Source organism: Kitasatospora purpeofusca (genome assembly GCF_000718025.1).
Classification (GTDB): Bacteria; Actinomycetota; Actinomycetes; order Streptomycetales; family Streptomycetaceae; genus Kitasatospora; species Kitasatospora purpeofusca.
In genome coordinates this window covers 133,948-147,880 of record NZ_JODS01000025.1, presented here as the reverse complement: position 1 = coordinate 147,880, position 13,933 = coordinate 133,948, and the positions used below count along the sequence as shown (strand labels likewise).

Genomic DNA, 13,933 nt, shown 5'->3' with positions numbered 1-13,933 from the left:
TCCGGACGGATCGGTCGGGATCCGTCCGGATCTGTGGAGATCGGGTGGGACGGGTGGATCAGTAGCGGTCGAGCGCCGGCGGCTGCGGGGCGACGGCGCCGGAGAGGCCGAGGGTGGCGTCGTAGGCCTTCTTCCAGTCGCCGTTGTCCTGGTGGGCCTTGATCGCGTCGCTGATCGCGTCGCGCAGCGCCTTGTCGTCCTTGTTCAGGCCGACGCCGTAGTTCTCCTTGGTGAAGGGCTGGCCGACCACCTTGAGCTTGGGCGCGTACTTCGAGGCGTAGCCCTTGAGGATCGCGTCGTCCGTGGTGACCGCGTCCACCTCGCCCGACATCAGCTTCTCGACGCAGGCCGAGTAGGTGTCGAACTGGGTGATCTTCGGCGAGTACTTCTCGATGTTCTTGATCGAGGTGGAGCCGGTGGCGGTGCAGACGTTCTTGCCGTTGAGCGAGTCCGGGCCGGTGATCGTGGTGTTGTCGGCCTTGACCAGCAGGTCCTGGCCGGCGACGTAGTACGGGCCGGCGAAGGAGACGGACTTCTTGCGCTCGTCGTTGATGCTGTAGGTGCCGACGTAGAAGTCGATCTGGCCCTTGGAGATGGCCGGCTCGCGCTGCGAGGAGACCAGGGTCTGCCACTTGATCTGCTGCGGGGTGAAGCCGAGGTCGGCGGCCACCATCTTGGCGATCTCGATGTCGAAGCCGCTGCGGTCGCCGCTGGCGAGGTCCTCCCAGCCGAGGAACGGCTGGTCGGACTTGGCGCCGATGAGCAGCTGGCCGCGCTTCTTGGCCTCGGCCAGCACGGCCGAGTCGACCTTGACGTCGGTCTTCACGGTGTAGGTGGGCAGCGCGGGGGCGGCGCTGCCGCCGGCCGAGGTGTTGCTGGCGCCGGGCGTGCCGTCCTTGCCGCAGGCGGCGGTGGCGGTGAGCGCGATGGCGCAGAGCGCGACGGCGAAGGTGCGACGAGTCCTCATGAGGGCAGTTCTCCTCGGGCTTGGCCACGGGTCGACCGGGCGCTGGCGAAGGGTGCGGTTCGGGTGGGGGCCCGGCGGGCGGGCGGGAGGGCGCGTGGGGGCGCCCCGCCGCCGTCGGCCGGGGGTCCGGACCGGGCGATCAGTGGTGCAGGATCTTGGAAAGGAAGTCCTTGGCGCGCTCGGAGCGCGGCGCGGTGAAGAAGGCCTCGGGGGTGTTCTGCTCGACGATCCGGCCGTCCGCCATGAACAGCACCCGGTTGGCGGCGGAGCGGGCGAAGCCCATCTCGTGGGTGACGACGACCATCGTCATGCCGTCGGCGGCCAGCTGGCGCATGACCTCCAGCACCTCGTTGATCATCTCGGGGTCGAGCGCCGAGGTGGGCTCGTCGAAGAGCATGACCTTGGGGTTCATCGCCAGCGCCCGGGCGATCGCGACCCGCTGCTGCTGGCCGCCGGACAGCTGGGCGGGGTACTTCGACGCCTGGGCGCCGACGCCGACCCGCTCCAGCAGTTCCTGGGCGGTCCGCACGGCCCGGTCCTTGGCGATGCCGCGGACCTTCACCTGGCCGAGGACCACGTTCTCCAGCACGGTCTTGTGGGCGAACAGGTTGAAGCTCTGGAAGACCATGCCGACCTCGGCCCGCAGCCGGGCCAGTTCCCGGCCCTCGGCGGGCAGCGGGCGGCCGTCGATGGTGATCGTCCCGGAGTCGACGGTCTCCAGCCGGTTGATCGTCCGGCACAGCGTGGACTTTCCGGAGCCGGAGGGGCCGATCAGTACGACCACCTCGCCCTGCTTGATCTCCAGATCGATGTCCTGGAGGACGTGCAGCGCACCGAAGTGCTTGTTGACGTTGCGCAGGACCACCAGGGGAGCGGCGTCGGCGCGGGAGTCCTGGTCGAGGCTCGTGCTCATCGGGCCTGCTCCCTCGGGTCGGCCCGTGGGTGCGAACTCCCTTGGGCGGCAATGGTGGTAGGAATCCGAGGGCCGCAGCCGGCGGAGCCGCGACCCTCGGTGGGCCGACCATAGGAGCCCTGACGTCGCCACGTCAGCCGATCTGAGTGGAATTTGAGGATCACGATCCGGCCACACGCCCGGCGAACGCTGTTCACAAAGGTCCGATAGGGGCACAGTGACAGCGTCCGGAGGCCGCGGCGGGCGTGATCGCGGAGCCCCGGCGGTGCCCGGCGGCCGTCGGCCGAGCCTGGCGTCCGGGCGTTCGCTGGCCCATACTGCGCAGAACCGGGACCTGCCCGGCAGGGGCCGTGACGATCGCACGGCGACCGAGGGACACCCCCCGGGAATCCGTCCGGGAGAGGAGGAGAACCATGCGACTGCTGCTCGTCGAGGACGACGAACGCGTGGCCGCCGCGCTGGTCGCGGTCCTGGGCCGGCACGGCTTCCAGGTCCGGCACGCCCGCAGCGGCCACGAGGCCCTGGACGCCCTGGTGCCGGACGGCAACGAGCCGTACCGGGTGGTCCTGCTCGACCTCGGGCTGCCCGACCGCGACGGCTTCGAGGTCTGCAGCCGGATCCGGGCCGGCAGCGGCGTACCGGTGATCATGGTGACCGCGCGGGCCGACATACGCTCCCGGATCCACGGCCTCAACCTCGGCGCCGACGACTACGTCACCAAGCCCTACGACATGGGCGAGCTGCTCGCCCGGATCCACGCCGTCGCCCGCCGCGGCGCCGCGCCCGCCGCCGTCGCCGCACCCGCCCCGGACACCGTCCCGCAGCAGCGCGGCCCGCTGGAGTCCCGCGGCATCGTGATCGACCGCGAGCGCCGCCGGGTCAGCGTCGACGGCCGGGACGTGCCGCTCACCCGCAAGGAGTTCGACCTGCTGGCGCTGCTCGCCCAGAGCCCCGGCGTGGTCTACCGCCGCGAGCAGATCTTCAGCGAGGTCTGGCGCAGCGGCTGGGAGGGCAACGGCCGCACCCTGGAGGTGCACATCGGCTCGCTGCGCACCAAGCTCGCCCTGCCCGGCCTGGTCGAGGCCGTCCGGGGCGTGGGCTACCGGCTGATCCCGGAATGCCCGGCGCCCGCCGCCGACAGCACGCCCCCGGCCCGCGCGGAGCACTGACCGCACGTGCGCACCCGCCTCCTCGGCATCCTGATCGCGCTGATGCTCTGTGTGCTCGCCGCGCTCGGAATGCCGCTCGCCGCGGCGTTCGCCGCCGCCGAGCAGAGCCGGGTGGTGGTCGACCGCCTGGACGACGCCGCCCGCTTCGCCCAGGACCTGCCGACCTCCGGCTCCGGCCTCGAGTCGGCGCTCAAGGGCGACCCCCAGCCCGCCCCCGGCGACCTCAGCCGCCGCCACGCGCTGGACGCCGAGGTGGTGCGCTACCACGAGCTGTACGGGGTGCGGATCGGCATCTTCCAGCGCGACGGCGTACCGATCGCGGTGGCCCCGGCCGACTGGCGGGTGCCCGCCAGCGGCTGGGCCGACCAGGCCTTCCAGGAGGCGCTGGACGGCCGGCGCAGCCACAACCCGCCGCAGGTCTGGCCGTGGACCCCGGACCGGACGCTCACCGTCGCCACCCCGGTGGTCCGCGACGGCGACGTGGTCGCGGTGGTGCTCAGCGACTCCCCGACCGGCGCGCTGCGCACCCGGGTACTGCGCCAGTGGCTGGTGATCGGGGCCGGCGAGGCCGTCGCGATGATCGTCGCGGTGCTGCTCGCGGCCCGGCTGACCGAGTGGGTGCTGCGCCCGGTCCGCACCCTGGACCGGGCCACCCACGACATCGCCACCGGCCGGATGAACGCCCGGGTGGCGCCCGGCGGCGGCCCGCCCGAGCTGCAGCGGCTGGCCCGCTCGTTCAACGAGATGGCCGACCACGTGGTGCTCGCCCTGGACCAGCAGAAGGCCTTCGTCGCCGACGCCTCGCACCAGCTGCGCAACCCGCTGGCGGCGCTGCTGCTGCGGGTCGAGGTGCTGGGCCTGGAACTGCCCGAGGGCCACGACGAGGAGCTCGGCGGGGTCCGCGAGGAGGGCGTGCGGCTGGCCCGGGTGCTGGACGACCTGCTCGGGCTGGCCACCGCCGAGCACGCCCGCCCCGAGCCGGAGCCCACCGACCTGGTCGTGCTCACCCTGGCCCGGGTCGACGCCTGGCGTCCGCTGGCCGGGCAGCGCGGGATCGAGCTGGTTTGGGAGGGCCCGGCGCTGGCGCTCGGGCTGGCCGACCCGATCGGCTTCGGCAGCGCGCTGGACGCCGTGGTCGACAACGCGCTGAAGTTCGGCCCCACCGGCAGCCGGGTGCGGGTGCTGGTCGCGGTGCGCCGCGAGGAGGTCGCGGTGACCGTCTCGGACCAGGGACCGGGCCTCACCGAGGAGGAGCTGGCCCGGGCCGGCGACCGCTTCTGGCGCAGCACCCGGCACCAGAACGTGGACGGCTCGGGCCTCGGCCTGTCGATCGCCACCACCCTGCTCCAGGCCGCCGGCGGCTCCCTCACCTTCGGCACCGCCGTCCCGCACGGCCTCGCCGTCACCCTCGCGGTGCCCCGTGCCGCCGACAAGCGCCGCTGAGGGGCGGGGGACCGAGGGTCAGGGCTTGACCGAGCGGTAGTAGCGGGCGGCGCCCTCGTGGAGCGGGAGCGGATCGGTGTAGACGGCGGTGCGGAGGTCGACCAGCTGGGCGGCGTGGACCTGGGCGCCGATCTGGTCACGGCTGTCGATCACGGCGCGGGTGATGCCCTGGACCAGGTCGTCGTCCACGTCGGCGCGGGTGATCAGCAGGTTGGGCACGGCGACGGTGGCGACCGCGTCCTGCGGCTCGGCGTTGGGGTAGGTGCCCTTGGGCATGGTGGCCGCCCGGTAGGCGTCGGTGCCGCCGCCCTCGACCATGTGCACCGACTCGGCGAGGTCGCCCAGCGGCACGATCCGGATCCGGACGTGCTCGGACAGGTCGGTGAGCGCGCTGGTCGGCAGGCCGCCGGACCAGAAGAAGGCGTCCAGTTCGCCGCGCCGCAGCCCGTCGGCGGCGTCGCCGATGCCCAGCGGCTTCGGGGTGATGTCGTGGTCCGGGTCCAGTCCGGCCGCGGCCAGCAGCCGCCGGGTCACCAGGTTGACGCCCGAGAGCGGCTGGCCGACGCCGACCCGCAGACCCTTGAGGTCGGAGGCCCGGTGCACCGGGGAGCCGGCCGGCACGATCAGCTGCAGGTAGTCGTCGTAGAGCCGGGCGATGGCGCGCAGCTTCTCCCGGCCGGGGCCGGTGTACTGGGCCACGGCGTCCGCGGTGGCTATCGCGAAGTCGTCCCGGCCGGAGGTGACCCGGCGGAGGTTGTCGATCGACCCCTCGGAGTTGTCGAGCTCCAGGCGGACCCCGGGCATCGCCCTGGCCAGATGGGCGTCCAGCAGCTGCCCGTACCGGTCGTACACCCCGCGCTGGACGCCGGTGGCCAGACGGGTCTCGCCGCGCGGGTAGCCGGGGGAGCGGCTCTCCGACAGCCACCAGCCGCCCAGGCCGGCCAGCACCAGGACGAGCGCCGCCACGATCCGCCACAGCGGTCGGCGGGCCGCGGTGCGGAACCGGGAGGTGCTGCTGGAGACCATGCAAGGGATAGTGCCAGGCGCCCGCGGCGAACGGGAGGGGGGCAGGACGGCGGAAGGTCCGGGGGAGCTGCCCGTACCCTGGTCGGGTGAGCGGTGACAGCGGATCGAAGAGCTACAAGGTCGTCACGTACGGCTGCCAGATGAACGTCCACGACTCGGAGCGGCTCTCCGGGTTGCTGGAGGACGCCGGGTACGTCAAGGCGGGCCAGGAGGGTGATCCCGACCTGGTGGTCTTCAACACCTGCGCGGTGCGGGAGAACGCGGACAACAAGCTGTACGGCAACCTCGGACAGCTGGCGCCGGTCAAGACCCGTCACAAGGGCATGCAGATCGCCGTCGGCGGCTGCCTGGCCCAGAAGGACCGCGACACCATCGTCGCCAAGGCCCCCTGGGTCGACGTGGTGTTCGGCACGCACAACATCGGCCACCTGCCGGCCCTGCTGGAGCGGGCCGCGGTCGAGCGCAAGGCCCAGGTCGAGATCCTGGAGTCCCTGGAGACCTTCCCCTCGACCCTGCCCACCCGCCGGGAGTCCGCGTACGCCGCCTGGGTCGCGATCTCGGTCGGCTGCAACAACACCTGCACCTTCTGCATCGTCCCCGCGCTGCGCGGCAAGGAGGAGGACCGCCGGCCCGGCGACGTGCTCGCCGAGATCGAGGCGCTGGTCGGCGAGGGCGTCATCGAGGTGACCCTGCTCGGCCAGAACGTCAACGCCTACGGCTCCGACCTGGGCGACCGCGAGGCGTTCTCCAAGCTGCTGCGCGCCGCCGGGCAGATCGAGGGCCTGGAGCGGATCCGCTTCACCTCGCCGCACCCGCGCGACTTCACGGACGACGTGATCGCCGCGATGGCCGAGACCCCGAACGTGATGCACCAGCTGCACATGCCGCTGCAGTCCGGTTCGGACCGGGTCCTCAAGGCGATGCGCCGCTCCTACCGGCAGGACCGCTTCCTGGGCATCATCCGCAAGGTGCGGGAGGCGATGCCGGACGCGGCCATCTCCACCGACATCATCGTGGGCTTCCCCGGCGAGACCGAGGAGGACTTCGAGGAGACCATGAAGGTCGTCCGCGAGGCCCGCTTCACCAACGCCTTCACCTTCCAGTACTCCAAGCGCCCGGGCACCCCGGCCGCCGAGATGGACGAGCAGGTCCCGAAGGCGGTCGTCCAGGCACGCTACGACCGGCTGATCGCGCTCCAGGAGGAGATCTCCTGGGACGAGAACAAGAAGCAGGTCGGCCGCGTCCTGGAGATCCTGGTCGCCGAGGGCGAGGGCAAGAAGGACGACCGGACCGACCGGCTCTCCGGCCGCGCCCCCGACAACCGGCTGGTGCACTTCACCCGGCCCGCCGAGCCGGTCCGCCCGGGCGACACGGTCACCGTGGAGATCACCTACGCCGCGCCGCACCACCTGCTGGCCGAGGGGCCGACGCTCGCGGTGCGGCGCACCCGGGCCGGCGACGCCTGGGAGAAGCGCAAGGGCGTGGCCGCGGCCAAGCCGGCCGGCGTGATGCTGGGGCTGCCGTCGATCGGCGCCCCGAAGGCGCTGCCGCTCGCCGCCCCGGCCGGGGGCGCCTGCTGCGGGGACTGACCCGCCACCGGCGCGACCGGAGCACGGTCGGGCCCTCGCCGGCTTCGGACCGTCCGGCCCTCGGACCATCCGGCCCTCGGACGATCCAGTCTTCGAACGGCCGGGGGGACCGCACGGTCCCCCCGGCCGTCGGGCGTTCTCGGCAAGGATCGGGAGACAGGCCATAGAGTGATCCACATGCTGGTTGCCGCCGCCGTGTGTCCCTGTCCGCCGCTGCTGGTCCCCGAGGTCGCCGTCGGGGCCTCGTCCGAGCTGGAGCCGCTGCGCGCGGCCTGCGACGAGGCGCTCGGGGCGGTGCTCGCCGCCGGTCCCGACCTGCTCGTGGTCGTCGGCACCGGGCCGGAGGCCGAGGTCTGGACCGAGGGCGGTGCCGGGTCCTTCCACCGGTACGGCGTGCCGCTGGTGGCCGCGCTGCCGGGCGGCCGGGCCGAGGGGCCCGAGCTGTCGCCCGCGCTGACCGTCGGCGCCTGGCTGCTCGGCCGGGCCGGGGCGACCCTGCCGACGCACGCCTGCGCGGTGCCCGCAGACGCGCCCGCCGACCGGATGCTCGGGCTGGGCCAGGGCCTGGCCGGGCTGGCCGACCGGGTCGGGCTGCTGGTGATGGGCGACGGCAGCGCCTGCCGCTCGCTGAAGGCGCCCGGCTACCTGGACGAGCGGGCGGAGGGCTACGACGCGGAGCTCGCCCGGGCGCTGGGGACGGCCGACACGGCCGCGCTGGCGGCGCTGGACCCGGGCCTGGCGGCCGAGCTCAAGGCCGAGGGCCGGGCGCCCTGGCAGGTGCTGGCCGGCGCCGCCGAGGGCGCCGGCCTCACCGCGCGGCTGGGCTACCAGGACGCGCCGTACGGGGTCGGGTACCTGGTCGCCTCCTGGAGCTGAGCCCCGGGCCCGGCCCCGGGCGGGCGGTCAGCCGGTGGGGCCGGGCGTCCCGCCGTTCGGGCTGCCGTTCGGGCCGGCGGCCGGGCTGCCGTTCGGGCTGCCCGGGGCGGTGCCGGGCACCCCGGTGCCCCCGGTGTTCGCGGTGCCGTCGGTGTTCGCGGTGCCGTCGGTGCCCTCGGGCTTGTGGGCGAAGTCGTCCACGGCGGTCCTGGCCTTGCTGGTGCCGTGCTCGATCTTCTCGCTGTACTTGCCCTTGGTGGCCTTGTCGATCGCGCCGCCCGCCTTGTCCACCGCGCTCCCGATCTGGTCGCTGTGCTTCCCGGCGAACTCGCTGGCCTTCTCCTTGAGCTCCTCGGCCTTGCCCTTGAGGTTGTCCATCAGACCCATGGCGCCTCACCCTTCTGTCGCTGTCTCTCTCACAACGTCTGTCACGCCCGAACCGTTCGCAACGGGACGAGGTGGCCGAAAACGGGCGTGAACGGGGGGCCGGCCGGTCGGCCGCCGTTCTTTGGCAGACTTGTCCGGTGAGCAGCTCCACTACAGTCCGGCCCAGCCGCCCCCGTGTCGTCTCGGTCGTCGGCGCCACCGCCGCCGGCAAGTCCGACCTGGCCGTGGCCCTGGCCCGTGCCCTCGACGGCGAAGTGATCAACACCGACTCCATGCAGCTCTACCGGGGCATGGACATCGGCACCGCCAAGCTCACCGCGGCGGAGCGGGGTGGGGTCCCGCACCATCTGATGGACATCTGGGACGTCACCGAGGCCGCCAGCGTCGCCGAGTACCAGCGGCTGGCCCGGGTCGAGATCGACCGGCTGCTCGCGGCCGGCCGCACCCCCGTGCTGGTGGGCGGCTCCGGCCTGTACGTGCGGGCGGCGATCGACGAGATGGAGTTCCCGGGCACCGACCCGGAGGTCCGGGCCCGGCTGGAGGTGGAGCTGGAGGAGCTCGGCCCGTACGCGCTGCACGGCCGGCTGGCCGCGCTGGACCCGGCGGCGGCCGAGGCGATCCTGACCGGCAACGGCCGGCGGATCGTCCGGGCGCTGGAGGTCATCGAGATCACCGGGCAGCCGTTCACCGCGAACCTGCCGAGCAACACCGCCGTGTACGACGCGGTGCAGATCGGCGTCGCGGTGCCGCGTCCCGAACTGGACGAGCGGATCACCCTGCGGGTGGACCGGATGTGGCGGGACGGGCTGCTGGACGAGGTGCGGGCCCTGGAGGAGATCGGGCTGCGCGAGGGGCGGACGGCCTCCCGGGCGCTCGGTTACCAGCAGGTGCTGGACCACTTCGCCGGGACCTGCACCGAGGACGAGGCGCGGGCCGAGACCGTCCGGGCGACCAAGCGGTTCGCCCGCCGGCAGGAGTCCTGGTTCCGCCGGGACGACCGGATCCACTGGCTCTCCCGGCCGGCCGGCACCGACCCGGCCGAGCTGCTCGATCGCTCGCTGGAGCTGATCGATCGTCAGGAAACGGCCGCCCGATAGGCGGTTTCCGGCCATCCGGCGGTGCAGTTGCGCGGGCAGAGGGCCGTGCAGAACAGTCCGGCGGTCACGACCGGATCACGTCATGGCCACGGATCACCCGACGACCCCGGTCAGGCCCGGAACGCCACCCTGGACATGCCATCATCGAGGTCACAAGGGTCGGCCCGGGCGGGCCGATCGGCCAGACCGCGAGTCGCACTCGTGTCGAACTGTCAGGGGAGGCCGCGTGTCCACGGGTACCGGCCCCGAAACCGGCCAGAGCGCCGGACGTTCCGTGAGCGGCGGAACCGTCGGCGGCAGTGCCACGGCGCAGACCGCCGACCTCGACTCCTCGACGCTGCCGGACCTGCCGGTGCTGGCCGGACTGGACATGCCCACCTCGTACGCCCTCGCGCTGCCCGCACTCGACACCAGCGCCCCCGCCGGTGCGGTGCACGAGCGGGAGATCCGGCCGCGCCGCCGGCTCCGCTGGTGGCAGACCCTGCCGATAGCCCTGCTGGCCACCGCCGGTTCGCTGATGTTCGCCTTCCCGCTGGCCTTCGGCTCGGCCGGGGCCGGCTCGGCGATGATCGGGATGCTCGGCCTGCTGCTGACCGCCGCCTCGCTCGGCTGGGGCGCGATGGCCGCCCGGCACGCCGGTTACAAGTGGCCGGGCCTGCCGCGCCGCGGCACCGGCGAGCGGGCCGGGTGGCGGGCGATCGTGATCTACACCCTGATCGTGCTGGCGGCCTGCGCGCTGGCCCTGTGGCGGGTCGTCCGGCTCTCCGGCCGGTAGGGCGGGTCACTGGCGGCACGCGGTCCGCGCCGGTCCGCGGGGTGGAACCGGAGGGCAGGGGTCCGGGGCGCCTCGGTACCATCGGGAGGGTGACCGCAACCTCCGCGCAGCCCGTCGGCCTCCCCTTCCTCAAGGGGCACGGCACCCAGAACGACTTCGTCATCGTCCCCGACCCGGACGGCCGGCTGACCATCGGTCCCGAGGCCGTCGCCGCGCTGTGCGACCGCCGCGCCGGCATCGGCGGGGACGGGCTGCTGCGCGTGGTGCGCTCCGCCGCCGACCCGGCCGCCGCCGACCAGGCCGACCGCGCCGAGTGGTTCATGGACTACCGCAACGCGGACGGTTCGATCGGCGAGATGTGCGGCAACGGCGTCCGGGTCTTCGCCCGCTACCTGATCGAGGCCGGACTGGCCGAGCCGGGCGAGCTGCCGGTGGCCACCCGGGCCGGACTGCGGACCGTGCGGGTCGCCGCGGACGCCGCGGACGGCACGCCCGGGGAGATCACCGTGGACATGGGCCGCGCCGCGCTGCCCGGACCGGACGGCATCGCGGTGGCGGTCGGCGGGCGCAGCTGGCCGGCCCTGAACGTCAACATGGGCAATCCGCACGCGGTCGCGTTCGTCGAGAGCCTGGACCACGCCGGGGAGCTGCGGACGGCGCCGGCGACCAGTCCCGAGGGCGCCTACCCGGAGGGCGTCAACGTCGAGTTCGTGGTGGACCGGGGGCCCCGGCACGTCGCGATGCGGGTGCACGAGCGCGGCTCCGGCGAGACCCTCTCCTGCGGTACCGGCGCCTGCGCCGTCGCGGTGGCCGCCGCCCGGCGGGACGGCCTGGACCCGGCGGTCACCGGTGAGGCCGTGACCTACGCGGTCGACGTGCTGGGCGGCCGGCTGACGATCACCGAGCACCCGGACGGCCGGGTGGAGAAGACCGGACCGGCGGTCATCGTCGCCCGCGGCGAGCTGGACCCGTCCTGGACGGCGCTGCTCGGCGGCGTCTGACCGTCCCTCACGAGCGGTCCGGGGAGCGTTCTCCGGGCCGCTCGGCCGTCGAGGATCGCGTTTGCCCAATTCGTATCGGATCGAATCCCCCCGTTCGAGTGACAGGGATGACGGACGGGAAGCGGGGCATCGCGGAACGTGCTCTGCTCGGTAGCATGGACCACCGGGTCGGCCCACGCCCCCGGTACCGCTGCCGGAGGTGCCGATGACCATCGAAGCCGGGCAGCCCCTGGCGGGGCAGCCGACGTCCGCACGGCAAGCCGGGCCCAGACGGCCGCTCGGCGGACTGGGCCGGGCCGCGCTCGGACGCGCCGGGCGCGCCGCGCTGCTGGCCACCGGGCGCCCGCCCGTGCCCGACGCCCTCGAACCGCTGGTCCAGGCGCACCGGCGGCACCATCCGCAGGCCGACCTCGGCCTCCTCGGCCGTGCCTACCGGCTGGCGGAGGAGAGCCACCGGGGCCAGAAGCGGAAGAGCGGCGAGCCGTACATCACCCATCCGCTGGCCGTCACCATGATCCTGGCCCAACTCGGCGCCGGCACCACCACCTTGGTCGCCTCGCTGCTCCACGACACCGTGGAGGACACCGAGTTGACGCTGGACCAGGTGGCCGAGGGCTTCGGGCCCGAAGTCGCCTACCTGGTCGACGGGGTGACCAAGCTGGAGAAGGTCGACTTCGGGGCGGCGGCGGAGGCGGAGACCTTCCGCAAGATGCTGGTCGCCACCGGGGACGACGTCCGGGTGATGGTGATCAAGCTCGCCGACCGGCTGCACAACATGCGGACCATCCGGCACATGAAGCCGGCCAGCCAGGTGCGGATCGCCAAGGTCACCCGGGACGTGCTGATCCCGCTGGCCGAGCGGCTCGGCATCCAGGTGCTGAAGGCGGAGCTGGAGGACATCGTCTTCGCCACCCTGCACCCGGAGGAGCACGCCCGCACCCGTGCCCTGCTGGCCCGGCACGAGGACGGCCCCGACACCCTGCTGGCGCCGTTCGCCGGCGCGCTGGGCCGCCAGCTCGCCGAGGCCGGGGTCGCCGCCGAGGTGACCGTCCGGCCCCGGCACTGCGTCTCGCTGCACCGGGTGCTGCTCAAGCGGGACGCCGCCCCGGGACGGGACGGCCGGCCGCAGGAGCCGCAGCCGGCCGACTTCGGGCGGCTGCTGGTGGTGGTCGAGGAGAACGCCGACTGCTACGCCGTGCTCGGCGAGCTGCACACCTGCTGGACGCCGCTGCCGGGCGAGTTCAAGGACTTCGTGGCCGCGCCCAAGTTCAACCTCTACCAGTCGCTGCACACCGCGGTGGCGCTGGCGGGCGGCGAGGTGGTCGAGGTGCTGGTGCGCACCCGGCGGATGCACGAGATCGCCGAGACCGGGGTGGTGGCGCTCGGCGACCCCCGGCAGCCCGCGCGCGGCGGCGAGCAGGCCCCGGACGAGCTGGACCGCACCGACCCGGCCCGGCCGGGCTGGCTCTCCCGGTTGCTGGAGTGGCAGCAGGAGACCCCGGACCCGGACGCCTTCTGGTCCGCCCTCACCGCCGACCTCGCCGGTGACCGCGAGATCACCGCGGTCACCGAGCTCGGTGAAACGCTTCAGCTCCGGGCCGGGGCGACCTGCGTGGACGCCGCCTACCTGCTGGGCGAGGAGACCGGGCACCGATGTATCGGGGCGCGGGTGAACGGGCGGCTGGTGGCGCTCTCCACCGTGCTGCAGGACGGCGACCGGGTGGCCATCCTCACCGACGGCTCGGACGCGTCGGACGGCCCCCACGGGCCGGACGGCTCGGACGGACCCGACGGCTCCGACGGCGTCGACGGGCCCGGGGGTGCCGGGCGCTCCGCCGCGCCGGCCGGCCGGCGCCGCTCCGAGCCCTCCGGCCCCGCCCCCGAGTGGCTCGCGCACGCCCGCACCCCGGCCGCCAGGATCGCCATCGAACGCTGGCTGGCCGACCACCCGGAGCGCCGCCCGGTGGTCCGCACCGGTCCCTCGCCGAGCCAGCCCGCGCCGCCCGCCCACCCCGTCGCCGCCGGCCGGCCGGCCGTCCCGGTCACCGCGGCCGGGCGCCCGGGCGCACCGGTCCGGCTGGCCCGCTGCTGCACCCCGGTGCCGCCGGACGAGATCGTCGGCTACCCGATCCGCGGCGGCGCGGTCGCCGTGCACCGGGCCGGCTGCCCGGCGGGGGAGCGGATGCGGGCCGACGGGCGCGGCGCGCTGGAGGTCGACTGGCGCCCCGGCGGCGCCCCGCCGGCCGGCTACCGGGCCACCCTGCGGGCCGAGGCGCTGAACCGGCCCCGGCTGCTCGCCGACCTCACCGCCGCGATCTCGGGGGAGGGCGTCGGCATCGTCTCGGCCGAGGTCGAGCCGCCGCAGGAGCTGCGGGTCCGGCACACCTACACCGTCGAGCTGCCGGACCCGGCCGCGCTGGCCGCGGTGCTGCGGGCGATGCTGCGGGTCTCCGGGGTGTACGACGTGGAGCGGCCGCACGCCCCGCCCGGCGGCGGTCCCGGCCGGGCCCCGGCCGCCCCGACCGGCGCGGCGGGCCGTCCGGCGGACGACCCGGCGGCGCCGGAGGTAAATGCGGATGACCCGTCCGCGCCCGGCGTGCGAACATCATGGGGAATTCACGGCCGGACCGCGGCGTTCTCGGGGCAGAGGAGTCCCAGTCCGAACCGCGGCCCCGAGGGGTAGCTCGCAC

The 13,933-nt window shown here is 74.2% G+C and carries 12 protein-coding genes; 8 read left to right on the top strand and 4 right to left on the bottom strand.

Features of this window, described 5'->3' with window-relative positions:
- Positions 1–58: 58 nt before the first annotated feature.
- Both IF01_RS0129720 and IF01_RS0129715 read right to left on the bottom strand, forming a co-directional pair.
- Positions 59–967, bottom strand: a complete 909-nt coding sequence (locus IF01_RS0129720) for a glutamate ABC transporter substrate-binding protein (RefSeq protein ID WP_030396668.1) — start codon at positions 965–967, stop codon at positions 59–61.
- Between the two features lie 139 nt (positions 968–1,106).
- Positions 1,107–1,880 carry an amino acid ABC transporter ATP-binding protein gene (locus tag IF01_RS0129715; RefSeq protein WP_030396667.1) on the bottom strand — a complete coding sequence of 258 codons (774 nt, stop codon included), beginning with the start codon at positions 1,878–1,880 and terminating at the stop codon, positions 1,107–1,109.
- Between the two features lie 413 nt (positions 1,881–2,293).
- On the opposite strand from IF01_RS0129715, the gene IF01_RS0129710 reads away from it, so the two are divergent.
- Positions 2,294–3,049 carry a response regulator transcription factor gene (locus IF01_RS0129710; protein WP_030396666.1) on the top strand — a complete coding sequence of 252 codons (756 nt, stop codon included), beginning with the start codon at positions 2,294–2,296 and terminating at the stop codon, positions 3,047–3,049.
- A gap of 6 nt (positions 3,050–3,055) precedes the next feature.
- On the top strand, positions 3,056–4,492 hold the full coding sequence (locus IF01_RS0129705) for a sensor histidine kinase (protein ID WP_030396665.1): 1,437 nt from the start codon (positions 3,056–3,058) through the stop codon (positions 4,490–4,492).
- Positions 4,493–4,510: 18 nt separating this feature from the next.
- On the opposite strand, the gene IF01_RS0129700 is transcribed toward IF01_RS0129705, so the two are convergent.
- Entirely contained in the window at positions 4,511–5,518 is a 1,008-nt protein-coding gene (locus IF01_RS0129700; protein ID WP_078880423.1) for a TAXI family TRAP transporter solute-binding subunit, read from the bottom strand.
- 86 nt (positions 5,519–5,604) lie between these two features.
- Between IF01_RS0129700 and miaB the strand changes: the two genes are divergently transcribed.
- Both miaB and IF01_RS0129690 read left to right on the top strand, forming a co-directional pair.
- The gene (miaB, locus tag IF01_RS0129695; protein WP_030396663.1) at positions 5,605–7,107 is read left to right on the top strand and encodes a tRNA (N6-isopentenyl adenosine(37)-C2)-methylthiotransferase MiaB; all 1,503 of its coding nucleotides are present in this window, start codon (positions 5,605–5,607) and stop codon (positions 7,105–7,107) included.
- 177 nt (positions 7,108–7,284) lie between these two features.
- Entirely contained in the window at positions 7,285–7,983 is a 699-nt protein-coding gene (locus IF01_RS0129690) for a class III extradiol dioxygenase subunit B-like domain-containing protein (RefSeq protein ID WP_030396662.1), read from the top strand.
- 27 nt (positions 7,984–8,010) lie between these two features.
- Here the strand turns inward: IF01_RS0129690 and IF01_RS0129685 are convergent, their stop codons facing one another.
- Positions 8,011–8,370 (bottom strand): antitoxin, encoded by a 360-nt coding sequence (locus tag IF01_RS0129685; protein ID WP_030396661.1) that lies wholly within the window; start codon positions 8,368–8,370, stop codon positions 8,011–8,013.
- Between the two features lie 137 nt (positions 8,371–8,507).
- Between IF01_RS0129685 and miaA the strand changes: the two genes are divergently transcribed.
- The 4 genes from miaA (at position 8,508) to IF01_RS0129665 (ending at position 13,926) form a co-directional block, all read left to right on the top strand.
- Entirely contained in the window at positions 8,508–9,467 is a 960-nt protein-coding gene (miaA, locus tag IF01_RS0129680) for a tRNA (adenosine(37)-N6)-dimethylallyltransferase MiaA (protein WP_030396660.1), read from the top strand.
- A gap of 274 nt (positions 9,468–9,741) precedes the next feature.
- Positions 9,742–10,242, top strand: coding sequence for a hypothetical protein (locus tag IF01_RS42480; RefSeq protein ID WP_199523442.1), 501 nt, complete (start codon positions 9,742–9,744; stop codon positions 10,240–10,242).
- An 89-nt stretch (positions 10,243–10,331) separates the two neighbouring features.
- On the top strand, positions 10,332–11,243 hold the full coding sequence (gene dapF, locus IF01_RS0129670) for a diaminopimelate epimerase (protein ID WP_030396658.1): 912 nt from the start codon (positions 10,332–10,334) through the stop codon (positions 11,241–11,243).
- Positions 11,244–11,448: 205 nt separating this feature from the next.
- On the top strand, positions 11,449–13,926 hold the full coding sequence (locus tag IF01_RS0129665; protein WP_078880421.1) for a RelA/SpoT family protein: 2,478 nt from the start codon (positions 11,449–11,451) through the stop codon (positions 13,924–13,926).
- The last annotated feature ends 7 nt before the right edge of the window (positions 13,927–13,933 follow it).

What these genes read in the sequence shown, in the direction of transcription:
- IF01_RS0129710 (WP_030396666.1), top strand. Translation starts at nt 2,294, where the DNA reads ATGCGACTGCTGCTCGTCGAGGACGACGAACGCGTGGCCGCCGCGCTG.
- IF01_RS0129715 (WP_030396667.1), bottom strand. Translation starts at nt 1,880, where the DNA reads ATGAGCACGAGCCTCGACCAGGACTCCCGCGCCGACGCCGCTCCCCTG.
- IF01_RS0129685 (WP_030396661.1), bottom strand. Translation starts at nt 8,370, where the DNA reads ATGGGTCTGATGGACAACCTCAAGGGCAAGGCCGAGGAGCTCAAGGAG.
- IF01_RS0129665 (WP_078880421.1), top strand. Translation starts at nt 11,449, where the DNA reads ATGACCATCGAAGCCGGGCAGCCCCTGGCGGGGCAGCCGACGTCCGCA.
- IF01_RS0129720 (WP_030396668.1), bottom strand. Translation starts at nt 967, where the DNA reads ATGAGGACTCGTCGCACCTTCGCCGTCGCGCTCTGCGCCATCGCGCTC.
- IF01_RS0129700 (WP_078880423.1), bottom strand. Translation starts at nt 5,518, where the DNA reads ATGGTCTCCAGCAGCACCTCCCGGTTCCGCACCGCGGCCCGCCGACCG.
- IF01_RS0129690 (WP_030396662.1), top strand. Translation starts at nt 7,285, where the DNA reads ATGCTGGTTGCCGCCGCCGTGTGTCCCTGTCCGCCGCTGCTGGTCCCC.